This window comes from Paenibacillus sp. A14 (assembly GCF_036864815.1).
Taxonomy (GTDB): Bacteria; Bacillota; Bacilli; order Paenibacillales; family Paenibacillaceae; genus Fontibacillus; species Fontibacillus sanfengchensis.
This window is the reverse complement of sequence record NZ_JBAGJD010000001.1, coordinates 819,080-842,261: the sequence shown is the minus strand read 5'-3', so window position 1 is coordinate 842,261 and position 23,182 is coordinate 819,080. Positions and strand designations below refer to the sequence as shown.

Genomic DNA, 23,182 nt, shown 5'->3' with positions numbered 1-23,182 from the left:
TCAAGTTAAAAATTCAGGAGGGTTTCAGATGGATGACTGTTTGTTTTGCAAAATTGCGGAGGGCTCCATTCCTTCGAATAAAGTGTACGAAGACGAGCGGTTCCTGGTGTTCCATGACATTCAACCGGCTGCGCCGACGCATGTGCTGATCATTCCCAAGAAGCATATCGCTACGATGAACGATGTGGAAGGAGAGGACTTCGCGCTGATTGGAGAAATGCACCGGGTTGCCCAGGAGGCAGCCAAGAAGCTTGGGGTGGCGGAGAGCGGTTACCGTCTGATCAACAATTGCGGTCAGGATAGCGGACAAGCCGTCTATCATATTCATTACCACTTGCTCGGCGGAGCGCGGCTCGGCGCGTTGGTGGCGAATTCGGATTCACACGCCTGAAAGCGTGTTTTTTCTTCCATATATTAAAATTAGGGTCTGCAGGTTGACACCCTATTTATTTTTCCCCTATAATGAAATTTGATGAACCGTGTTATGCTCTTGGACGGTCTGGTCGGAGGGAGGGAAAACTGGTGTCTGAAACTAAAGTTCGCAAAAACGAGACAATTGATGCTGCACTTCGTCGCTTTAAACGTTCCATCGCTAAAGATGGCGTATTGGCTGAGGTGAAGAAACGCAAGCATTATGAAAAGCCAAGCGTAAAGCGCAAGAAAAAGTCTGAGGCTGCTCGTAAAAGAAAGTTTTAGGAGGATTTGGCTACCATGAGTCTTAGCGAGCGATTGAACGAAGATATGAAGCAAGCGATGAAGAGTCAAGACAAGTTCAAACTCTCCACCATTCGAATGGTTCGTGCTACGATTAAGAATCTTGAAATAGATTTGAAAAGACCTTTGAACGATAATGAAGTGCTTGATATCCTAAGTCGTGAAATCAAACAGCGCAAAGATGCCCTCCAAGAATTTGAAAAAGCGGGTCGAGACGATCTTGCCGCAGGTGTCAGAGCAGAAGCCGAAATTATTGCCGAGTACCTTCCCGAACAGCTGAGCGAAGAAGAAATTAAAGTTATTGTACAGCAGACCATCCAGGAAACCGGTGCTACTTCGAAAGCTGAAATCGGGAAAGTGATGAGCGCGCTTTTGCCCAAGGTCAAAGGCCGGGCGGAAGGCAAGCTTGTAAATCAGGCAGTGCAACAGCTTTTGTCATAGTTTAAACCAAAGTAAACACTCTCTACTTTTGTAGAGGGTGTTTTTTCTGTTTCTCATAAATCCGTGACCTTCTGCATAGGGTGTAAAGTAGGGGAAGGAGGATTGCCTCATATGAGCCGGTTTGTCCGCAAAATCCGCAAATGGACGGTCGATGCGCTCGACCTGCCGAGTGATCTTGTATTCGATTTGCCCAGGCTCACCTTGATCGGAGGTAAGCAGTTATACATAGAGAATCACCGGGGCGTGGTGCACTTTTCCCCCGAATCCTTGCATCTGGAGCTTAGCCAAGGGACGCTGGAGGTCGAAGGCAGCGGACTCATCATCAGGGAGATTATGCCGCAGGAAGTCGTTGTCGAAGGGCGAATCCACGGCATTAAATATCGCGGAATGGAGGAATCCCAGTGAAAACACCGATATTTTCCCAATTGCGGGGGTCCGTGAGCGTGCTGATCCGCGGCGGATCAGTGGAACGGCTTATTAATGAGCTGGCGGGACACGGCATCGAAATTTGGGATGTGGAGCGCTTGCCGGATGGACGCATGAAAATGAGAATGCATGTGGCGGACTTTTTTCGTTTGCGTCCGCTGTTGCGGCGGACAGGCTGCCGGGTTCACGTACAGCGCCGCTTCGGACTCCCCTTTGCTCTAATCCGTTTATGGGGGCGCAAATGGTTTGTCTCCGGGTTTGCTCTGTTTATCGCCGTCGTATTCAGTTTGTCGCAGTTGGTATGGGATATCGAAGTGAAAGGCAATGTCGAGATTCCGGAAGAAGATGTGCTCAATATAGCCCGGGAAGAGGGGCTTTACCCGTTCCAATGGATTTTCGCCTTGCCGCGGCAGGACAAGCTCTCCGCGAACCTGAACCGCAAGCTGCCGGGGACGTCGTGGGTTGGAGTGTCCCGAACCGGGACACGGGTATCGATCCAAATTGTCGAAGCGACGCAGCCGAAGGACAAAAATTTGATGAGCCCGCGGCATTTGATCAGCAAGGCCGACGCGGTGGTCACCTATATTTACGCGGAAAAAGGGCAACCCGAAGTGAAGAAAAACGATCGCGTCAAAAAGGGGCAGATCCTGATTTCGGGGATTCAGGGCGGAGAAAAGGTCGTTTCCAAAGGGGAAGTCAAGGGGAATGTCTGGCACGAGTATGTGATTGAAGTTCCACTGGTCCGCAAGCAGCAGGTATACACCGGTGAAAAGAAAGAAAGAGGATATCTCTACTTCGGAAAAACGGCGATCCAGCTTTCCGGCTATGGGAAGACTCCCTTCGAGAAGTCCCAGGTGATGACGGAATTCAATCCGCTGACCTGGAGAAGCTTTAAACTGCCGATCGGCTGGATGAGCGAAAAAGTGCTTGAAACTACCGAACTTGAGATCCAACTCTCGAAGGACAAGGCGATTCGTGACGGAATCGAGCGGGCGAAACGGGATATTGCCGCAAAAAACGGGGCGGATAGCGTTGTTTTGAGTCAAAAAATTTTGCATGAGAAGACAGACAATGGTAAAGTTTATATGAAAGTGCTTTTTGAAGTGGAGCAAAACATAGGGGAAGAACTTCCCATAGTACATGACCAAGGAGAATGAGGCTATTTGTCGGAACAACAACAGAGCATAAAAATATCGCTTCAAAATGCCGGTGAGGGACTGGCCTTGTTCGGCCCCCAGGACGCCTTTTTGAAATTGGTGGAAGAGCATTTTAAGGCGGGCATTGTCCTGAGAGAGTCGGAGATCACGATAAGGGGCGAGGCTTATGAAGCCGAGCGCGCCCAGCAATTGTTCGAGGTGCTGTTGCAACTGGTTCGCAACGGGTATATCTTGACGGAAAGAGATGTTCTTTATGCGATTGATCTCGCGAAGGAGCTTCGCGCCGATCAACTGCTGGATTTATATAAAGGCGAAATTGCGGTGACCTATCGCGGCAAGCCGCTAAGAGTCAAGACGATCGGCCAGAAGCATTACGTCACCACGATCCGTAAACGCGACATCGTGTTCGGTGTCGGCCCTGCCGGAACGGGGAAAACCTATCTGGCCGTCGTTATGGCGATCACGGCGTTGAAGGAAGGGGCGGTAAAACGGATCGTCTTGACCCGCCCAGCCGTGGAAGCGGGAGAAAGCCTGGGCTTTCTTCCGGGCGATTTGCAGGAGAAGGTGGATCCGTACCTGCGTCCGCTGTACGATGCCCTTTACGACGTAATGGGACCGGAGCAAACGGCGAAGGCGCTTGAGCGGGGATTGATTGAAATCGCTCCGCTCGCCTATATGCGCGGACGGACGCTGGACGATTCTTTCATTATCCTGGATGAGGCTCAGAATACGACGCCCGAGCAAATGAAGATGTTTCTTACCCGGCTCGGGTTCGGTTCAAAGATGGTGATTACCGGTGACGTTACGCAAATCGATTTGCCGAAAGGAAAAAAATCGGGTCTGGTGGAAGCCAGAAGGATTCTGGAAACCGTGGAGGAAATCGGATTTGTCTATTTCGCGGATTCGGACGTGGTCCGGCATTCGCTTGTCCAAAAGATTATTGTAGCTTACGACCGTGCTGCTGAAAATCAGGGTTAAGCCGGCCTCCGAACCTTCCGGGTGGCATTTAGTCGCATGGGCACCTGTTTGTTGGAGGTCCCCGGCGGCAGCCGAAATCCGGAGACCAAAGCCTTTAAATTTTTCAGGAGGGCTGCCTTTATGACCTCAAAGAGCGATCAAGGAAAAAACAAATTTAATCCTACAACAGCGGGGTGGAAGACCAGCGCATCGGTCCGATACGTGCTGTATGTGCTGCTAGTAGCCATGCTTTATATAAGCATGGCTCCCAAACTTTTGCCGGAAACTTATGATATCGCCGTGGGCATGCCAAGCGACAAGGAAATCCTGGCGCCCATGGAGATTCCGGATACAAAAGCCACGTTGAAAGCCCAGGAGGAAGCTGCCGAAAAGGTCGGGCAGGTATACACGATTCTTCCGCTTCGCAACGAGGCGCTGGTTGCCAATCTCCTGGACCGGATTTTTCGCTTGAACCAGGACGATCAGGTGGCGACGGCGGACAAAATCGATATTTACCGGGAAGAACTGCCGCAGCGGGTGAAGGATCATATCCAAAACTTCATCATGAACAACCGAAATTCGGAAAATTATTCGCCGACGCTGTTTCAGGAAGTGACGCAGAAGGTCGATGAACAGCAGTACCAGATTTCCGAGGAGACGTTTATCAAGATCCCCCGGTTGACTCCCGAAGATATTAATGAAATGAAGCCGGTTGCCGCCGATATCGTAGCCCGTCTGATGACGGATCAAATCGTGGATGCGCAAACGGCCCGGGCCAAAGTTGCCGAGATGGTCTCCACCAGTTCGCTCAGCAAACGAATCTCCCGGGAGGTTGTACAGGAGCTTGCACGCCTGTCCATCACGGCCAACAAGTTCTATGACGAGGAAGCGACGAAGGCCGCCAAGGTGGAAGCGCGCGAGAACACGCCGACCGTTTATATTAAGCAGGGCGACGTGCTGGTTGGAAAAGGCGAGAAAATTACCGAGGAAATGTACGCGTTGCTTGAAAAAAACGGTCTGCTGAAGGACGAGGTCAATTATTCGCCCCAGATTGGACTTGTAATGCTGTCCACGTTGATCACGATCGGATTGATTATGTTTATGCGGCAGTCGGAAGGTGTCAGCCGCTTTAAATATAACAACTCGCAGTTCGTTATGCTGCTCATGATTGTTTTGATTACGATCGTTTCCATGCATATCACCGCGATCGTTCAAAACGAGCAGCGGGCCTATATCGGCTATCTCGCGCCGGTGGCGACGGGAGCCATGCTGATTACGCTGTTGATCGATCTGTCCCTGGCCTATATCTGCTCGATTCTGTTCAGCATTCTGGCCAGCGTGATCCTCAATGTGCATCAAGGGCAGATTTTTGACTTTGAATTCGGCTTTTTCGCACTCGTTATTTCATTTGCGTCGATCTTTGCGATTCACCGGGCCAGCCAGCGCTCCACGCTGCTTAAAGCCGGAATCATGATCTGCTTGTTCGGCTCGCTTTCGGTTTTCACCATGATTTTGCTGAACAATGACGGCTGGAAGGATTCGAGCACGCTATATGCGATCGGGTTCGCGATCGTCGGCGGCCTGCTCACGACGATTCTAGTTATCGGCCTGATGCCGTTCTTTGAGGTGACCTTCGGCATTCTGTCCGCCTTGAAGCTGGTAGAACTGTCCAACCCGAACCACCCGCTGCTGCGCAAGCTGCTGACGGAGACGCCGGGGACTTATCACCACAGCGTCATGGTCGGAAATTTGGCCGAAGCCGCCGCGGAAGCGATCGGGGCGGATGGTCTGCTGTGTCGGGTCGGGTCCTACTATCACGATATCGGCAAGACGAAGCGGCCCAGCTATTTTATCGAGAACCAGAACAATATGGAGAACCCGCATGATTTTATCGATCCCAAGCTGAGTAAATCGATCATCATCGCCCATGCCCGCGACGGGGTGGAGATGCAGAAAGAGTACAAGCTGCCGAAGCCGATCCGGGATATTGCGGAGCAGCATCACGGAACGACATTCCTGCATTATTTCTATCACAAGGCGCTGGCCTTGGCGGAAGAACAGGGCATCGAACCGGATTTCACCGAAGATGATTTCCGCTATCCCGGTCCGAAAGCGCAGTCCAAGGAGGCTGCGGTCGTCGGTATTGCGGACAGCGTGGAAGCTGCGGTGCGCTCGCTGCGCAAGCCGACGGTGGAACAGGTGGAAACGATGATCGAGAAAATCATCAAGAGCCGGCTCGATGACCATCAGTTTAATGAGTGCGACTTGACGATGCGTGAGCTGGATCTGATCGCCCAAACACTGAAGGAGACGGTCATGGGGATTTTCCATTCCCGGATCGAATACCCGGAGCAAATCAAGAAGACCAAAGGAAATGACGAGAAGGACAGGGGGATGGAAGCGAATGGCGCTCAATCTGGTTTGGAACAATGAGCAGGACGTACTCGAGATCGGCGACGATCTCATTGAACTGCTGGACCGGTTGCTGCAAAAAGCCGGCGAAGCTGAAGAAATTACGGAAGGCGAGGTTGCACTCACCTTTGTCACTGATGAAGCCATTCATGAATTGAATCGCGAGTACCGCGGTATTGATCGTCCGACGGATGTCCTGTCCTTTGCCATGAACGAATCGTTGGACGAGGAGCTGGATATCGTTTATGAGCTTGAAGAGGGGGAAGAGCTGGACGAACTTACGGACGTGCTCGGCGACATCGTCGTTTCGGTAGAGCGCGCCAAAGCCCAGAGCGAGGAGTATGGACACTCGCTGGAGCGGGAAATCGGTTTTTTGGTCGTGCACGGTTTTCTTCACCTGCTCGGATACGACCACCAGGATACGGCGAGCGAGAAGGTCATGATGGACAAACAGGAAGCCGCATTGGCCCAGGTTGGGCTCGTTCGGTAATGGAACCGCGGCGTACATGCAGGACCGCCTTCCGGAACGCTTGGGAAGGGATCGCCGCCTCGCTGAAGACGGAGCGTAACCTGCGGTTCCATACGGCGGCCGCGGTCGTCGTTATGCTTGCCGCGTTGTATTTTCGCTTGCCGGCAAGGGACGTGGCGGTTTTGCTCCTGGTCATAGCCTTGGTAATCACGGCGGAACTGATCAATACCGCAATCGAAGCTGCAGTGGATCTGGCGGCTCCGGAATGGCACCGCTTGGCCAAAATGGCCAAGGATGCCGCGGCCGGAGCGGTTTTGGTCGCCGCGGCTTTTGCCGTCTTCATCGGGATTTTATTGTTCTACGAACCGGTCAGCACAGCCTTAGGGTGGGGATCGTAAGCCGGAACGACCTGTAAACAAGGAGATGAGAGAATGAATCACAGTCAACTGCTTCAGGAAGCGATCAAAGCTCGCGCCACAGCCTATATTCCGTATTCGGGATTTGGGGTCGGGGCCGCTCTGTTGGACCAAAACGGACATGTTCATCATGGCTGCAACATTGAGAACGCCGCTTATTCGCCGACCAATTGCGCGGAGCGGACCGCGATGTTCCGGGCCATTGCCGACGGCCTAAAGCCGGGAACGTTTCAAGCGATGGCTATTGTAGGAGACACCGACGGACCGATCGCGCCCTGCGGCGTATGCCGTCAGGTGATGCTGGAGCTGTGCGGGCCGGATATGCCGGTCATCCTTGGAAACCTTAAGGGAGAGATCCGCGAGACGACCGTTGCGGAGCTGCTGCCCTTCTACTTCAGCTCGTCGGATCTGTAACTCTGGCGAATAAACGGAAAGGACTAACATCATGGCGAAAAATAAATTCAAATCCGGATTTGTCGCGATCGTGGGCCGGCCGAATGTCGGAAAGTCCACGCTGATGAACCAGATTATCGGTCAGAAGATCGCAATCATGTCGGACAAGCCGCAGACGACGCGAAACAAAATACACGGCGTATATACGTCCGAGGAAATGCAAGTCGTTTTTCTGGATACCCCAGGGATCCATAAACGACAGTCCAAGCTCGGCGATTATATGAACACTACGGCGCTTAACACGCTCGGCGAAGTCGAGGCCGTTTTATTCCTGGTCGATACCGCGGAAGGATTGGGCGGCGGAGACCGGTTTATCATCGAACGGCTGAAGGATGTGCGCACTCCGGTAATTTTGGTGCTGAACAAAATAGACCGCATTCAACCGGAGGAACTGCTCCCGATTATTGAAGAATACCGGAAGCTTTATGATTTCGCGGAGATTGTGCCGATTTCGGCCAAGCTCGGGAATAACGTGAATACCTTGATTGAACAGATCGGCAAGTATTTGCCGGAAGGTCCGCAATATTACCCCGAAGACCAGGTAACCGATCACCCCGAGCAGTTCGTCTGCGCCGAGCTCATTCGGGAGAAAATTCTCCATCTCACTCGGGAAGAGGTACCGCACTCGATCGCTGTGACGATCGAAGACATGAGAGTGGAAGACAATGGAGTCGTCTACATTTCGGCGGTCATCTTTGTGGAGCGGGATTCGCAAAAGGGAATCATCATCGGAAAGCAAGGTTCCCTGCTGAAAGAAGTAGGCAAGCTGGCCAGACAAGACATCGAAAATTTGCTGGGATCGAAGATTTTCCTGGAGTTGTGGGTAAAAGTCAAGAAAGATTGGCGCAACCAGGAGCGGATTCTGAAGGATCTCGGGTTTCACCGGGATGCGTAAGTTCTGGACGGAGAGTGCTTTATACTGGGAGTAATTGCAACGCATAGTTCGCTCGCGCTCGCACATCCTATTCTTTGAAGATGCACGCGTCATTTCCGAAGAAAGGGTGAATACGAATGCGAGATTTTTCGTGGAAGTATTTTGCGATGACTGGAGATGTCGATGCTTACTTGCTGTATAAAGAAGCCAGCGGCAATTCCGATGAGGAAGTTGCGGCGGCGGAAGAACTGTCTGCCGAGGAGGAGACGGTCGAACAGTTCTGAGAGATGTTCCTGAATGTCTAGAACAGCTCTGTATTGAAACAGGTCAAGCTTGGGGGAAGAGGCATGCTATACAGGGTGGAAGGCATTGTCATCCGCAGCATGGACTACGGCGAGGGAAATAAAATCATCACGTTGTGCACGGAAACCCACGGAAAGATCGGGGTATTGGTACGCGGGGCGAAAAAAATCAAGAGCCGGCATGGGGCGTTGACTCAGCTATTTACCTATGGGGAATATGTGTTTTTCCGGCAAAACAGCGGCCTTGGGACGCTGAACGCCGGGGAGTTGATCGATGCTCATGCAACGCTGCGCGAGGATTTGTTTCTGGCGGCCTATGCCTCGTATGCTTGCGAGCTATTGGACAAAACCTTGCAGGACGAAGAGGTGGGCAGCTTCTGGTTTACCCAGCTTAAGGCGTGTCTGGAAGGGTTGTCGGCCGGTAAAGATCCGCAAATCGTAATCCATTTGTTCGAAATGAAAATATTGCAGGCAGCCGGTTACGGCCCGTCGTTTGAGGCCTGCATTTCCTGCGGCCGTACCGATGATCAACTGACCGTCAGTCCGCGGCTGGGAGGCAAACTGTGCCGGTCCTGCCGTCATCATGACCCGGCGGCACTGCAAATTTCGCCGGGCACTTTTAAACTGCTGTCGCTGTTCGAAAGAATGGATTTAAGAAGGCTCGGTAACATCGAAGTAAAGGATGCAACGAAACAGGAGCTGAAAACCGTCATGCGCCATTTTATGGACATGCAGCTCGGCCTTCGGCTTAAGTCGCGTCAATTTTTGGATCAATTGGACAAATACGAGATTTGACGAAGCTCGCAAAATCAGATATTATAAATGAGAATTTTCTCCATGATTTTGAATAGCGGATTTATGGGGAACTCATGTGTTGAACGGGAAAGAGTAATGGGAACGACACCGCTGCAGCGAGCCGGGGAGAGTGCAAGCCCGGACGGAAGGACTCATGAAACGGCGCCCCGGGAGCATGGGAAAATGAACGTGAAAAGCGGATTTGAGGTAAGGCCGGGTAACTTGTGCCTTTCGCAAATCAAGTAGGGTGGAACCGCGGGAGCAAGCTCTCGTCCCTACGTCTGACAGCAGGCGTAGAGGCGGGGGCTTTTTTTGGCGTCCCGGTTCTCCCCGCTGATTCGGCATAACCAAGTGTAAAGGAGTTGTGGTTCATGAATTTTCAGCAAATGATCTTGACCCTGCAGCAGTTCTGGTCGGAACAAAACTGTATCATCGTGCAACCGTATGATGTGGAAAAAGGAGCGGGAACGCTCAATCCGATGACCTTTCTGCGTTCCATCGGGCCGGAGCCATGGAACGTAGCCTACGTGGAGCCTTCCCGCCGTCCGGCGGACGGCCGCTATGGGGAAAACCCGAACCGGCTGTATCAGCATCATCAGTTTCAGGTGATCCTGAAACCTTCGCCGGACAATATTCAAGAAATTTATCTGGAGAGCTTGAATCGGTTGGGCATCAACGCGCTGGAGCATGATATCCGCTTCGTGGAGGACAACTGGGAGCATCCGGGCCTCGGGGCTTGGGGACTTGGCTGGGAAGTTTGGCTCGACGGTATGGAGATTACGCAGTTTACGTATTTCCAACAGGTTGGCGGGATCGAAACGAATCCTGTGGCCGTGGAAATTACGTACGGTATGGAGCGTCTGGCTTCTTATATCCAGGACAAGGAGAACGTCTTCGATCTGGAATGGGTGGACGGCACCAGCTATGGCGACGTATTTCACCAGCCCGAATTTGAGCATTCGAAATACACGTTTGAGATTTCCGATGTAAAAATGCTGTTCACTTTGTTCAATATGTATGAACAGGAAGCGAACAAAGCGATGGAGCAGCATCTCGTGTTCCCGGCTTACGATTATGTCCTGAAATGTTCGCATACCTTCAACCTTCTGGATGCCCGCGGGGCGATCAGCGTAACGGAACGGACCGGGTATATTACGCGGGTGCGCAATCTCGCCCGTCAGGTAGCGGCAACCTACCTGGAGGAACGTGAAAAGCTCGGATTCCCGATGCTGCAGAAAGGGGGCGTTGTCCGTGACTAAAGATCTTTTGTTCGAAATCGGCATGGAAGAAATGCCGGCCCGCTTTATTCGCGCGGCCATGGAGCAACTGAAGGAACGCATGGAGAAATGGCTGGAGGAATCTGTGATTCCTTACGGCTCGATCGAGAGTTACGCTACACCTCGCCGTCTGGCGGTGCTTGTGAAAAGGGTAGCGGAGAAACAGGAAGATGTCCATGAAGAAGTCAAGGGGCCTTCCCGTAAAATCGCTTTGGACGAGAGCGGCGCCTGGAGTAAAGCGGCGCTGGGATTTGCCCGCAGTCAAGGCGTAGATCCCGAGCAATTTACGTTCAAGGAACTCGGCGGAACGGAATACATTTACGTTAGCAAGAGCCGGGCAGGGGTGGAGACGAAATCGCTTGTGGCCGCGGGGCTGCAAGGAATTCTCCAGGCGATGAATTTTCCGAAAAATATGCGTTGGGGAAGCCACGATTTCAAATTCGTCCGTCCGATCCGCTGGATGGTGGCTTTATTCGGCGATGAAGTTATCGAGCTTGAGATCGCCGGGGTTAAAGCCGGCAACGTAACGCGCGGCCATCGTTTCCTTGGACAGGAGACTGTGATCGCGGAACCGGCCGCTTATGTGGAAACACTGCGTGGGCAGCACGTCATCGCCGACGTTAATGAACGGGAAGACATGATCAAACGCCAGATCGAGGCCTTGGCGGAAGAAAAGGGCTGGAATATCGCCGTGAAGGACGACCTGCTGGAAGAGGTGCTGTTCCTCGTGGAAACGCCGACCGTACTGTTCGGCAAGTTCGAGGAGTCGTTCCTCCAGATTCCGCAGGAGGTGTTGATTACCTCCATGCGCGAGCATCAGCGCTATTTCCCTGTCTTGAACGGCCAAGGGGAGCTGCTGCCTTTCTTCGTCACGGTTCGCAACGGCGATGCCCGCTCCCTGGATATCATCGCCCGGGGTAACGAGAAGGTGCTGCGCGCCAGATTGTCCGACGCGAAATTCTTCTATGAAGAGGACCAAAAGCTGGCGATCAAGGACGCGCTGTCGAAGCTCGAGAGCATTGTGTTCCACGAAGAGCTGGGCACCGTGGGCGACAAGGTCCGCCGCATCCGCCGCAATGCGGAGAAGCTCACCGCTTTGCTCGGCATCGATACGGGCGAGGCGGAAGCGGTCAACCGGACGGCGGAAATTTGCAAATTCGACCTTGTCACGCAAATGGTCTACGAGTTCCCGGAATTGCAAGGGGTCATGGGTGAAGATTACGCCTGCAAAGCCGGAGAATCGGAAGCGGTGGCGCGAGGGATTTTCGAGCACTACCAGCCGCGTTTCGCTGGAGATGCCGTGCCGGCCTCGTCTGTGGGAAGCATCGTGAGCATCGCCGACAAGATCGATACGATCGCCGGATGCTTCTCGATCGGCATTATTCCGACCGGCTCGCAGGACCCTTACGGCCTGCGCCGTCAGGCTGCCGGCATCGTACAGATTATTTTGGAGCACAAGCTTTCGCTCCGGCTGACGGATGTCTTCGCCATCGCCCTGGAAACGCATCAGCACTTCCATGAGCTGAAGAGCTCCGGCGATGAGATTATGAAGGACTTGATGGAGTTCTTTGGCTTACGCGTCAGAAAAACTCTGTCCGACACTCTGCGTTACGATGTGGTGGACGCCGTTATGGCGGCGGGGTATGAAGATGTGGTGTCCGTCGTATCGCGCGGGGCCGCTCTGATGGATGCCGTAAACGGTCAGGATGACTTTAAGACGACGGTGGAATCGTTCGGACGCGTCAGCAACCTGGCTGCCAAGGCCTCCGCCGTAAAAGTCCGCTCCGATCTGCTTGAAGATCCGGCGGAAAAAGCCCTCTATGAGAAATGGCGCGGCGTGAGCGGCGAATACCGGGCCCTGCTTGATGCCCGGAACACTGCGGCGGCGCTGCGGAAGCTGGGTGAATTGAAGGAAGCCATCACCGTGTTTTTTGATGCGGTTATGGTTATGGCGGAAAATGAGGAAATCCGTACCAACCGGCTGGCCTTACTGGCGGCGATCGATGAAGATCTCAAGGCGTTTGCCGACTTCGGCAAGCTGGTTTGGGCATAATAGAAGGGCTGAAGGAAGGAGCGGGAGTCTGTGAATACGCGTATCGTCGTTGACGGAGACTCCTGTCCCGTCAAAACCGAAATTGCGGAGGCGGCGCGGCGCTTTGGCATCAAGGTTCTGATGGTTTCTTCATACGACCATGTGCTGCGCGAAAGCGAAGGCGTGGAAGTTGTCCAGGTGGACCGAAGCCAGCAGAGCGCCGATCTGTACATTGCCAACCATATTGCGAGAGGCGATATCGTCATTACGCAAGACTATGGTCTTGCGGCGCTGGCCATTGCCAAATCTTGCAAAACCATGTCTCCCCGGGGCGATATTTATCACCCGGGGAATATTGATTATTTGCTCGAACGCCGCCATCATCATGCCAAGGCGCGGCGCGGAGGCCGCTATTTAAAAGGCCCAAAGCCTTTTACCGATGAAGACAGGACGCATTTTGCCGAGGTATTGGTAAAACTTTTGCGAGATTTGCAGGAGAATGGGTAATTTTATCGAATAACTATTTACGTGTTATGAAAGATGAAGGTGGTTTGGATGAATACCGGACGAGGCACGATCCCGGAGGAAGTCATCGAGGCGGTCTTGCGGCAGCACGATATCGTCGACACGGTCGGCAAGCACGTTCATCTGACTAAACAGGGCAAATACATGAAGGGGCTCTGTCCGTTCCACTCCGAGAAGACCCCTTCTTTTACGGTGACGCCCGATCGGCAAATTTTTCATTGTTACGGCTGCGGCAAGGGCGGCAACGCGATTAAGTTCCGTATGGAGATCGAAGGTCTAACCTTCCCGGAGGCAGTCCGGATGATGGCCGAGGAAGCCCATATTCCGTTTGATTTCGGGGGCGGAGGCCAAGGAGCTGCACCCAGAAATCTTGAACTGGAACAACAGCTGCAAGCCAATGAGTGGAGCTCCAAGCTGTACCATTTTCTGCTGATGAATACCGAGCATGGGAAGCCCGCCATGGATTACTTGAAGAATCGCGGTTTTACGGACAAAGCCATCGACACGTTCCAAATCGGTTATGCGCCGGCGCGTTGGGATACGCTGGTCCAATTTTTGGAGAAGCGTTCTTTTGATCTGGGAACGATGGAGAAGGGCGGTCTGATCTCCGCCAAGCAGGACGGAAGCGGATATGTCGACCGTTTTCGGGACCGTATTATTTTTCCTCTGCATAACAGGAACGGTAAAGTCATCGGCTTCGCCGGACGGGTGCTGGGAGAAGGTCAGCCCAAGTACTTGAATTCGCCGGAAAGCAAGCTGTTTAGCAAAAGCAGGACGCTGTACAATCTTCACCAGGCCAAATCCGAAATTCGGAAGAGCCGGCAATTCGTCCTTTTCGAGGGATACGGCGATGTGATCAGCGCCTGGGAAACGGGAGTTCATAACGGTGTGGCCACGATGGGAACGGCGTTAACCGAAAGCCATGCCTCCATGATGAGGGGGCTTGCCGACGAGGTGATCGTTTGCTACGACGGTGACAATGCGGGACAAGCCGCGGCTTTGAAGAGCATCCCGATATTGGAAGCGATCGGCTTTGTGACAAAAATTGCCCTGCTTCCCGAAGGACTGGATCCGGACGAATTTATCCGGAAATACGGGGGCGAGCGCTTTAGGCATCAGATCCTGGACGGGGCTGTTTCATCCGTCAAATTTAAGCTTATATATCTGAAAAAAAACCATATACTGCTAGAGGAAGACGGAAAGGTAGCCTACATCAAGGAAGCGCTCGAAGTGATTGCGCCATTGCCGTCGCCTACGGAGCGGGAGATTTATTTAAAGGAGTTATCCTCCGATCTCCAGGTTTCCTTCGACAGTTTGAAGCAGGAATGCAACGAATTGCGCCAAGCCATGCAAAAAAAGAACCCGCCCGGGGATAATAAGACCAAAAGGTGGAATAATGGTAGGCATAAAAAGGGGCAGGCATCAATGCCGGTTTTATTGCCCGCTTATCATGTTGCGGAACGCAGGCTGCTTTCCTTTATGCTTCAGGATGACGAGGTTGCCCGTTACGTCGGGGAACGGCTCGGGGACCAATTTAACATCGAAGATCATGCGGCGATCGCTGCTTATCTATACGCCTATTATGCGCAAGGGAAGGCCCCGGATGCGAGCAGGTTCATTTCATCGCTGCAGGATGAACGGCTGGAGCAGACCGTCATCTCCATCGCCATGATGGAGACGCCCCGGGAATGGAGCACCCAGGAGCTCGATGATTGTATAAGAGAGATTCAAAAAGTACCTCTCCAGCAACAAATCAAGCGCAAAAAAGAAGAAATGGTTGCGGCCGAGAAAGCCGGCGATTTTTTGCGTGCGGCCCAAATTGCAAGTGAGATTATTGCCCTAGAGAGACAGTAAGAGGAAGGACTTTCGATGTTTCTAGGGAGGAGGGAGCCAGGAATGACGAATGATCAACATACTGAACTAGAAACGGAACTAACTCTCGACCAGGTGAAAGACCGTCTGATCGAACAAGGAAAAAAGAGGTCTTCGTTAACGTACAAAGAAATCATGGAGAAGCTCTCACCCTTCGAACAGGATCCGGAGCAAATGGACGAGTTTTTTGAACATTTGGCGGACTTGGGCATCGACATTACCGGCGACAGCGACGAGGAGTTAACCAACCGGAATCATGATGAGGAAGGTCGGGATTCTGGCAGGGACGAATTCGGTTTTGAAGATGACCTGACCTTGCCTCCCGGCATAAAAATCAATGATCCGGTCCGGATGTATCTAAAGGAAATCGGCAGGGTTCCCTTGCTTACCGGGGACGATGAACTGGAATTGGCCAAGCGCATCGAGAACGGCGATGAAGAGGCCAAGCGGCGTCTGGCCGAGGCGAATCTGCGTCTGGTCGTCAGTATTGCCAAACGCTATGTGGGCCGGGGGATGTTGTTCCTCGACCTGATTCAGGAAGGAAACATGGGTCTGATTAAAGCCGTAGAGAAATTCGACTACAGAAAGGGCTTCAAGTTCAGTACCTATGCTACCTGGTGGATACGCCAGGCCATTACCCGGGCTATCGCTGACCAGGCAAGAACGATACGTATTCCGGTTCATATGGTGGAGACCATTAACAAATTGATCCGTGTATCCAGACAGCTGCTGCAGGAGCTCGGACGGGAACCGACGCCGGAAGAAATCGCCGCCGAGATGGAACTCAGCGTAGAGAAAGTACGGGAAATCATGAAGATCGCCCAAGAGCCGGTTTCGCTGGAAACACCGATCGGGGAAGAGGACGATTCCCATTTGGGCGACTTTATTGAAGACCAGGAAGCCTTGGCGCCGGCGGATGCCGCCGCATACGAGCTTCTGAAGGAGCAATTGGAGGATGTTCTTGACACGCTGACCGAACGGGAAGAGAACGTACTTCGCCTGCGTTTCGGATTGGACGACGGACGAACGAGAACGCTGGAGGAAGTGGGCAAAGTATTCGGCGTTACACGGGAAAGAATTCGCCAAATCGAAGCCAAAGCGCTCCGCAAATTGCGCCATCCAAGCCGCAGCAAACGGCTGAAGGATTTTCTCGAATAAGCGTGGAACCGACCTTCTGCAGCAAGCAGCAAGGTCTTTTTTTTCGCTGACGGGGCGCGTTTTGGACTTCGGGAATTATTTCCTTCTTTATGATTTATTGTTATTTATTTTAGCTCTTTTCCGGTGCCATTGCAAATTAAGAAAGGCGGCGGACCGGAGCTGCTGGATCAGAATATAGGGTAAAAAAGGATGTGAAGGCTTTTACATGAAACTTTCGGCCAGACTACAACAAATCGCCGACCGGCTCCCAGCAGGCTGCAGGATGGCGGATATCGGCTCGGATCATGCGTTGCTGCCCGTTTACGCCGTGCAAAACGGTATCGCTGCGTTCGCCGTAGCCGGGGAGGTCAATGAGGGTCCGCTGGAAGCGGCCAAGCGGCAGGTTGCCGAGGCCGGGGAAAGCAGCCGCATCTCGGTAAGGAAAGGTGACGGCTTGGCCGTGATCGCGCCGGGCGAGGTCGATTGCGTTACGATCGCCGGGATGGGCGGAGCCTTAATCGCTGCGATATTGACGCAGGGACGGGAAAAGTTGACCGGAGTGACGCGCTTGGTGCTCCAGCCCAACGTGGGGGAGGAACTCGTTCGGCGGTGGCTGGTGGAGAACGGTTGGTACTTGACTGATGAAGCCATTTTGGAGGAAGACGGAAAGATCTATGAAATTCTTACGGCGGAACGCGCTGCGGATGCTGACGAGTTGAATAAGGCTTTGTATCAGGAACGACGCATTCCCGGCTGCTCCGTATCGCTCTCACAGGAACTTCAACTGCTGATGGGCCCGCGGTTGACAATGGCTCCAACGGAAGTGTGGGTGGCCAAGTGGCGTTCGGAAATCGCGAAGCTGGATAGGATACGCCAGTCCGTCGCCGCCTCCACACAAGAGACTGCGCGCGGGAAGGAAGCGGAATTGACAAGCCGGATTTATCAGCTTAAGGAGGTGTTGGCATGCTTGCCGAAGGTCAAACCGTAATTCAGATCATGGAGCAGCTTGCTCCCAAACATGTCGCCATGGAGGGCGATAAAATCGGACTGCAGCTCGGAAGTCTGCAAAAGGAGATCACCGGCGTGCTTACCGCGCTCGACGTGAATGAAGCGGTGGTGGATGAAGCGATTCGGCTAGGGGCCAATCTGATCATCGCCCATCATGCGATCATTTACCGTCCGCTCGCCAATCTGCAAAGCGACACACCGATGGGGAAAGTCTACGAGAAGCTTATTAAGAACGACATCGCCGTCTACGTAGCCCATACCAATCTGGATGTTACCGAGGGCGGAATGAACGACTGGATGGCGGAAGCGCTAGGGATCCGAAGCAGCGGCCCTTTGGAGGACATTCATACCGACCATCTGTACAAGCTCGTCGTTTTCGTGCCGAAGGATCACCATGAACGGGTACTGGATGCCGTACTTAACGCCGGAGCGGGAGCGATCGGCAATTACAGCCACTGCAGCTTCAACATCGAAGGTTACGGTACGTTCATTCCCGGCGAGGGGACCGATCCGTTTATCGGCCAGCAGGGGAAAATGGAGAGAGCGGAGGAGATCCGCCTTGAAACCGTAGTGCCGCAAAGCATCCGGAACAAAGTCATCCAAGCCATGCTGAAAAGCCATCCCTATGAAGAGGTGGCTTACGACTTGTACCCGATGGATCTCAAAGGCCGAACCTTTGGACTGGGGAGAGTCGGCCCGCTGGATACGACCGTTACTTTGGAGCAATTTGTACAGCGGGTGAAGGAGAGGCTGCATGTTCCTAAGGTTCGCGTAGTGGGCGATTTGAACCGTCAGATCAAAAAAGCGGCGGTGCTTGGCGGCTCGGGGGGCCGTTATTGGAAGGCGGCGATGTTCCGGGGAGCGGATGTGCTCGTCACGGGGGATATCGATTATCATACGGCTCAGGATGCGGAGATGGCCGGTATGACGCTGATCGACCCCGGTCACAATGCGGAGAAAATCATGAAGTCCAAGGTTGCCTCCTGGCTGAAGGAGAAACTTGCGGAACAAAAGTACAGTACGGCCGTGCATGCCTCCGAAATCCAAACGGAGCCGTTTATTTTCCTGTAATTCCTGCAGTTTCATACTTGTGATTCCTCTTCAATCCCTGTATACTATCAAGTGTTGCCTTCGAAAGTTTGACAGACAATCGCCGGCGGCTTTAAGCCGCGGGAGGAAAGTCCGGGCTCCATAGGGCAGGGTGCTGGATAACGTCCAGTCGGCGCGAGCCGAAGGATAGTGCCACAGAAACGGACCGCCGATGGCCGCTGCAAAGCGTGCACAGGCAAGGATGGAACCGAGGTGTAAGAGACCCCGAGGAACGCTGGTGACTTCGTTCCTGGTAAACCCCACCTGGAGCAAGACCTAATGGGACGCAGCTTCTTCGCGAAGCAGCCTTAGCCCGAGGCGCGTCCGGGTTGGTCGCTGGAGCCGCCCAGTAATGTGCGGCCTAGATAGATGATTGTCGCTCAACGCGGGAGGGTAGTTCCCGTTTTACCGCAAAGAGTACAGAACCCGGCTTACGGCAAACTTTCATCACTGCAACCTTGTTTTTTACTTCTATAACTGTACAGAGAGGCTGTCCCGAGCGCGTATGCTCAGGACAGCCTCTTTTTTTTGTTACTTGCCTTCCTTGAAAATCTTGTCGACCTTGCGCTGCATCGACTGGGGCCAGAACTGAAGGGGAGCGTCGTTTCCGCCTCCCGCAGCCTCCAACGCCGCAAACACGTCGATTTGTCCGTAACCGAAGTATTTATCGTGTCCGGCGTCGCCAAGGTCAATGACATTGCTGCGGATAATATCCATCACCTCGGTGTTCTTCAGATCCGGGTTAATCGAACGGATCAAAGCCGCCAGTGCCGAAACATGGGGACTGGCCATGGAGGTGCCGGACAAAGCCGCGTATTGGTTGCCGGGATACGTGCTTGCAATGCTTTCGCCCGGGGCCATTACATCCACGTAATCTCCGTAGTTGGAGAAGGAGGCGCGCTGCTGTTGAAAATCGGTCGCAGAGACGGACAGCACTTCGGGATAGGCGGCCGGGTAACCCGGACGCTCCGTGTTGTCATTCCCCGTGGCCGCGATCAGCACGACATCCCGGTCAAAGGCATATTTGATCGCTTCGTGCAGAAACTGAGAGTCGGCATAATTGCCCAGGCTCATATTGATCACCTTGGCTCCGTGATCCGTGGCCCAAATAATCCCTTGCGCCACGGAATAGGTGGTACCGGAACCCGTGCTGTCCAAAGCTTTGACCGGGAGGATTTTACCGCCCCACATCATTCCGGCAATGCCTTCGTTATTATTCACGTTGGCCGAGATGATTCCCGCCACGTGCGTGCCATGTCCGACATCATCCGAAGGCGCTTCTTCCGGTGCAACGACGTTATAGCCTTGCAGCAATCGCCCTTGAAGGTCGGGATGATCCAGGTCCACGCCGGTATCGACTACCGCGACGATCACATCATCGCTGCCTTTGGACAGCGTCCATCCCCGATTGGTTTCAATGATGGGAAGGTTCCATTGATATTCCGAAAACAGCAAATCGTTGGGAATCTCGGGGTGCTGCTCATCCGCAAGGCCGGTCTCATTTTCATTGGTGAGGTACAGGTAATGAGGTTCCATGTAATTCGGCTTCCAATTCTTTTGAAAATAGTCGTGGAGCTGCTGCATATTCATCGTCTCTGACCGGAAGATATAGGTCCGTCCGATGGTTCGTGCCGGTTTGCACCGGAGATCGGATTGCATTTTCGTAAGCTCCCGGGCGGAAGGCGTCTGCCCGAATGTCACGACAATTTCATTCTCATAATAATGACTGGCTTTTTCGTTGTCATGGCCGGTTTTTACGGTTATATCCCGTAAGGTGTCCGCATGGGCAGATTCGATTTTGTACTTTCCTTCTTTCGGATACGGGATCAGGCGCAGGTTTTTGTTCTGATGTTCTTGTACGCGCCGTAAAATCCCCGTATCCATCACTGCAATGATCCCTTCTCCGGTTTGTCCGGAAGGCTCGGCGAGGACGAAATACTTAGGGTTACCGCTTGGAAAGGCGGGGGATTCATAAGCCCGGCCTTTTTGCAGCGCTTTGCGGGCAAAGCCCAGATATCCGTTCAACTGCTTGAAATCTTGTTGTTCCGGACGGAAGGATTTGCCGCGGATTTCTTGTTCCTGTTCCCCGGACCGCCACCTTAGAGAGAGGAACTGCAAATGGTCTTGTTGCAGATTCCGGGCTGTTCGCAAACGCTCTGCCTGTGACGCGGCCGGCCATTGGCCCGCCATACTTTTGAGATGCCGTTTCGCATCCAGTCTCGCCAGTTTTTCCGTTGCCTTCATATCCCGATGCAGCATCGTTTTCTTCAGCTTTTGCTCCTGAGCCGCCTCGACCCGAGCTCCCTTTCCGGGGTTGGGGGGAACAGGAGGGGCCGTGTCCGGAACCAGGTTGTACAGGGCAACGGCCCCAACTCCCGCCAGAGCCAGTGCGGCCCATCTCTGCCATTTCATCAGAAGTTCCTCCTTACAGGCATTATCGTGTTATGCATAGAATGAGGTAATACCGGGCGTTTTATTCCCTCGTTCATACCTGAGGATACCGCTTTCACCGATTTTATGGTACGATGGACCCGGGGACAAACTATAAGGCGCCGAAACCTGACGGCTCAGGGGAGAGGGAGTATGGGAACCATGTCACAAACCAGTATCCAGCAACTATGTGCGAGTGCGAAAGAACGATTGAAATTGGCAATCGGCCAAATGGAAACCTTCCTTAACCATACGACGTTGCCACAGCTGGCGGAAGGCCAGGATGAAGAGACCGCTCATTTTTATCGGGGATTCATGGCCGATCTGCGGCATTTACTCGTTTTCTCAGAGGTGTGGCAGGAAAAGTTGGGAATTATACTGCGGCGGGGAACATTTGATGCGGAATCCGCCGAAAAAACGCTTTATCATGTTTATCACGATTGCGTAAACGCCTTTTTTTACCCGAAAAATGAAAGCTATTCCGAAGACGGGCGATATGCCTATACCGGTAAAGACGCGATTCGGTTCCGTAAGAAACCGGTGCGCGCGGCCCGGGACATTATTTTGGACATTTCCAAAGTGTACGAGGAACTGCGGGATGAATTAACTTATTATGAAAGCGATTATCTGACACAGCTCCGGATGCGGAGCAAATAACGGTTAAGCCATTTCCAAGATGCCGGTCAGGCATCTTTTTTTGTTGCATGAATTTGACAAAACGGGAGGCGCATAGGCCAACCGGGGACCGGGGACAATGATCTGTGAGGTGATCAAAATGCCAAACGGGGATAAACCCATTGTTAAATGTAGTGTGTCCAATTGCTCTTACTGGGGAGAACAAAACGTTTGTAAGGCGGACTTAATTATGATCGATATCGACAAGCACGCCGATGCCCGTTACAATGCCGAGTTTGCCGGTGAGTCCTTCGACACCGATCATCGGGACGAAGCTGCATCGTCCTCAGCGACTTGCTGTCACACGTTTAAGCCAAAATCATCCTAAGGGCTACCTAATTTCAGGAGGTGCTGTGATGACTGATCGAATCAAGGGGAAAACGAAATACCCGGAGTCTTCCAAAAAGCGTGTGGATTATCCCAGAAAAACGCATAAGGAAGAGTATGCCGCCGAAGTCGCGCCCATAAGAACCGTCGCCAATCGAGAGACTTTATCGGAGCGGACGGAAGCGGGGGGCGTTAGAGCCGCAGACCGGAACCAAGCCCAAACGGCAGGTGCCGGGAGAACCGTCGGATATGTGGGCGTTGGGCTCGGGATCGCATCCCTTTTCATGTGGTCCATTATTTTGGGGCCGCTGGCTGCCGTGATGGGCTTTTACGCTTACAGCCAGGGAAATAAAACCTCGGGCGCCTGGGCCATCGGCCTAGGTATCGTCGCCACGTTAAGCTATTTCGTCCTTATTCCGTTTACCCGCTAATTTCCGTAAAACTCCGTTTTCAGGCTGACGTCGAAAGACGCCGGCCTTTTATCGATTCGAGTTATTTTTGCAAATTCCGATAAAATGGGTGGTCAAGTTTCCGGTTCCCGTGTAAAATATAGGAATAATACCTTTTGAGCGTAGAAGAGGAGTTTTATTTACATGCAAATCGATCCGCGAACCATGGGACAGTTAATTCAGCTTCAAACGAGAAGCGAGTTGGATTTACAAGGGAATTCGGAAAAGGGAAACACGGTGGACAGCCAGGGCTCCTTGTTTGATATATTGCTGAAAGAGATGATGATGGCAGAGGGAGAATCTTCGTCAATGAATGATGCGGCTGACTCCTTGACCGCCACCGCTTTGGCCTATGGGGACAGTTACGATGGCATGCTGTGGCAGACGCTGCCGGCAGGCGGAGATCAGGCTGTGGAGGCGACCGTGCAGCCTTCCGAGTCGGCACCGGTATCCTTTACGGGTAAACCCCCGCGGCTTGGCGGGGATTTGGACGAATTGATCGCCATGGCCAGCCGGAAATACGGCGTGTCCGAAAGCTTGATCAAAGCGGTGATTGAAACGGAATCCTCCTTTAATCCGGAAGCCGTATCGTCCGCGGGGGCCAAAGGGCTGATGCAGCTGATGGATGGAACCGCCGCCGGGCTAGGGGTCAGCAATCCTTTTGATCCGGCCCAGAACATCGATGGGGGAACGCGGTACCTGGCCAACCAACTCAAACGTTTTGGCGGGAACGAGAATACGGCGCTGGCCGCATACAACGCAGGTCCGGGAAGACTGCAAAGATTGGGGATTTCCAATGACGCGGAGTTGATGGAGAAGCTGCACCTGCTGCCGCGGGAAACGCAGAACTATATCGGCAAAATCGCGGCCGCCCGCTCAAAGTACGAAGTTAGAGGCTGATTGGGGAAACTGGATAGTCGCAGCACCCGCTTTTTATTAGCGGGT

At 53.0% G+C, this 23,182-nt stretch carries 26 protein-coding genes and 1 other RNA gene; 26 read left to right on the top strand and 1 reads right to left on the bottom strand.

Annotation, left to right across the window (positions count from 1 at the left end; genetic code table 11):
• The first annotated feature begins 28 nt into the window (after positions 1–28).
• From V4U88_RS04155 to rnpB, 22 genes are all read left to right on the top strand, one after another.
• Entirely contained in the window at positions 29–391 is a 363-nt protein-coding gene (locus tag V4U88_RS04155) for a histidine triad nucleotide-binding protein (RefSeq protein ID WP_334071963.1), read from the top strand.
• A gap of 131 nt (positions 392–522) precedes the next feature.
• Positions 523–696, top strand: coding sequence for a 30S ribosomal protein S21 (gene rpsU / locus V4U88_RS04150; protein WP_005547957.1), 174 nt, complete (start codon positions 523–525; stop codon positions 694–696).
• 15 nt (positions 697–711) lie between these two features.
• The gene (locus tag V4U88_RS04145; protein WP_334071954.1) at positions 712–1,155 is read left to right on the top strand and encodes a GatB/YqeY domain-containing protein; all 444 of its coding nucleotides are present in this window, start codon (positions 712–714) and stop codon (positions 1,153–1,155) included.
• Between the two features lie 111 nt (positions 1,156–1,266).
• Entirely contained in the window at positions 1,267–1,560 is a 294-nt protein-coding gene (yqfC, locus tag V4U88_RS04140; protein ID WP_334071953.1) for a sporulation protein YqfC, read from the top strand.
• Entirely contained in the window at positions 1,557–2,738 is a 1,182-nt protein-coding gene (yqfD, locus tag V4U88_RS04135; RefSeq protein ID WP_334071952.1) for a sporulation protein YqfD, read from the top strand. The genes yqfC and yqfD overlap by 4 nt, the downstream gene beginning before the upstream one ends.
• A 6-nt stretch (positions 2,739–2,744) precedes the next feature.
• Positions 2,745–3,716, top strand: coding sequence for a PhoH family protein (locus V4U88_RS04130; protein WP_334071951.1), 972 nt, complete (start codon positions 2,745–2,747; stop codon positions 3,714–3,716).
• A 120-nt stretch (positions 3,717–3,836) separates the two neighbouring features.
• Positions 3,837–6,128 carry an HD family phosphohydrolase gene (locus tag V4U88_RS04125; RefSeq protein WP_334071950.1) on the top strand — a complete coding sequence of 764 codons (2,292 nt, stop codon included), beginning with the start codon at positions 3,837–3,839 and terminating at the stop codon, positions 6,126–6,128.
• On the top strand, positions 6,100–6,597 hold the full coding sequence (gene ybeY, locus V4U88_RS04120) for an rRNA maturation RNase YbeY (RefSeq protein WP_334071949.1): 498 nt from the start codon (positions 6,100–6,102) through the stop codon (positions 6,595–6,597). The genes V4U88_RS04125 and ybeY overlap by 29 nt, the downstream gene beginning before the upstream one ends.
• Complete coding sequence (locus V4U88_RS04115; protein ID WP_334071947.1) at positions 6,597–6,974, top strand: diacylglycerol kinase family protein; 378 nt, start codon at positions 6,597–6,599, stop codon at positions 6,972–6,974. The genes ybeY and V4U88_RS04115 overlap by 1 nt, the downstream gene beginning before the upstream one ends.
• 33 nt (positions 6,975–7,007) lie before the next feature.
• The gene (gene cdd, locus V4U88_RS04110; protein WP_416367243.1) at positions 7,008–7,406 is read left to right on the top strand and encodes a cytidine deaminase; all 399 of its coding nucleotides are present in this window, start codon (positions 7,008–7,010) and stop codon (positions 7,404–7,406) included.
• A 31-nt stretch (positions 7,407–7,437) separates the two neighbouring features.
• The gene (era, locus tag V4U88_RS04105) at positions 7,438–8,340 is read left to right on the top strand and encodes a GTPase Era (RefSeq protein WP_334071946.1); all 903 of its coding nucleotides are present in this window, start codon (positions 7,438–7,440) and stop codon (positions 8,338–8,340) included.
• Between the two features lie 116 nt (positions 8,341–8,456).
• Positions 8,457–8,603: a YqzL family protein gene (locus tag V4U88_RS04100; protein ID WP_334071945.1), complete on the top strand. Its 147-nt coding sequence runs from the start codon at positions 8,457–8,459 to the stop codon at positions 8,601–8,603.
• 63 nt (positions 8,604–8,666) lie between these two features.
• Complete coding sequence (gene recO, locus V4U88_RS04095) at positions 8,667–9,416, top strand: DNA repair protein RecO (RefSeq protein ID WP_334071944.1); 750 nt, start codon at positions 8,667–8,669, stop codon at positions 9,414–9,416.
• Positions 9,417–9,512: 96 nt separating this feature from the next.
• Complete coding sequence (locus V4U88_RS04090) at positions 9,513–9,662, top strand: hypothetical protein (RefSeq protein WP_334071943.1); 150 nt, start codon at positions 9,513–9,515, stop codon at positions 9,660–9,662.
• A gap of 125 nt (positions 9,663–9,787) precedes the next feature.
• Positions 9,788–10,675 carry a glycine--tRNA ligase subunit alpha gene (gene glyQ, locus V4U88_RS04085; protein WP_334071942.1) on the top strand — a complete coding sequence of 296 codons (888 nt, stop codon included), beginning with the start codon at positions 9,788–9,790 and terminating at the stop codon, positions 10,673–10,675.
• Positions 10,668–12,746 carry a glycine--tRNA ligase subunit beta gene (gene glyS, locus V4U88_RS04080; RefSeq protein WP_334071941.1) on the top strand — a complete coding sequence of 693 codons (2,079 nt, stop codon included), beginning with the start codon at positions 10,668–10,670 and terminating at the stop codon, positions 12,744–12,746. Before glyQ ends, glyS begins: the two co-directional genes overlap by 8 nt.
• 30 nt (positions 12,747–12,776) lie before the next feature.
• Complete coding sequence (locus V4U88_RS04075) at positions 12,777–13,232, top strand: YaiI/YqxD family protein (protein ID WP_334071940.1); 456 nt, start codon at positions 12,777–12,779, stop codon at positions 13,230–13,232.
• Between the two features lie 48 nt (positions 13,233–13,280).
• Entirely contained in the window at positions 13,281–15,104 is a 1,824-nt protein-coding gene (dnaG, locus tag V4U88_RS04070) for a DNA primase (RefSeq protein ID WP_334071939.1), read from the top strand.
• A gap of 42 nt (positions 15,105–15,146) precedes the next feature.
• A complete protein-coding gene (rpoD, locus tag V4U88_RS04065) occupies positions 15,147–16,280 on the top strand; it encodes an RNA polymerase sigma factor RpoD (RefSeq protein WP_334071938.1) in 1,134 nt (377 codons plus the stop codon).
• Positions 16,281–16,485: 205 nt separating this feature from the next.
• The gene (locus V4U88_RS04060) at positions 16,486–17,247 is read left to right on the top strand and encodes a tRNA (adenine(22)-N(1))-methyltransferase (protein WP_334071937.1); all 762 of its coding nucleotides are present in this window, start codon (positions 16,486–16,488) and stop codon (positions 17,245–17,247) included.
• Positions 17,223–18,338: a Nif3-like dinuclear metal center hexameric protein gene (locus tag V4U88_RS04055; protein WP_334071936.1), complete on the top strand. Its 1,116-nt coding sequence runs from the start codon at positions 17,223–17,225 to the stop codon at positions 18,336–18,338. Before V4U88_RS04060 ends, V4U88_RS04055 begins: the two co-directional genes overlap by 25 nt.
• 63 nt (positions 18,339–18,401) lie before the next feature.
• Positions 18,402–18,805, top strand: an RNA gene (gene rnpB, locus V4U88_RS04050) — RNase P RNA component class A.
• Positions 18,806–18,887: 82 nt separating this feature from the next.
• On the opposite strand, the gene V4U88_RS04045 is transcribed toward rnpB, so the two are convergent.
• Positions 18,888–20,768, bottom strand: a complete 1,881-nt coding sequence (locus V4U88_RS04045) for a S8 family peptidase (protein WP_334071934.1) — start codon at positions 20,766–20,768, stop codon at positions 18,888–18,890.
• Positions 20,769–20,948: 180 nt separating this feature from the next.
• Between V4U88_RS04045 and V4U88_RS04040 the strand changes: the two genes are divergently transcribed.
• From V4U88_RS04040 to V4U88_RS04025, 4 genes are all read left to right on the top strand, one after another.
• On the top strand, positions 20,949–21,443 hold the full coding sequence (locus tag V4U88_RS04040; RefSeq protein ID WP_334071933.1) for a YpuI family protein: 495 nt from the start codon (positions 20,949–20,951) through the stop codon (positions 21,441–21,443).
• A gap of 97 nt (positions 21,444–21,540) precedes the next feature.
• Positions 21,541–21,789: a DUF1540 domain-containing protein gene (locus V4U88_RS04035; protein ID WP_334071932.1), complete on the top strand. Its 249-nt coding sequence runs from the start codon at positions 21,541–21,543 to the stop codon at positions 21,787–21,789.
• 28 nt (positions 21,790–21,817) lie between these two features.
• Entirely contained in the window at positions 21,818–22,219 is a 402-nt protein-coding gene (locus tag V4U88_RS04030) for a hypothetical protein (RefSeq protein ID WP_334071931.1), read from the top strand.
• Positions 22,220–22,381: 162 nt separating this feature from the next.
• Complete coding sequence (locus V4U88_RS04025) at positions 22,382–23,137, top strand: lytic transglycosylase domain-containing protein (protein WP_334071930.1); 756 nt, start codon at positions 22,382–22,384, stop codon at positions 23,135–23,137.
• Positions 23,138–23,182 lie beyond the last annotated feature (45 nt).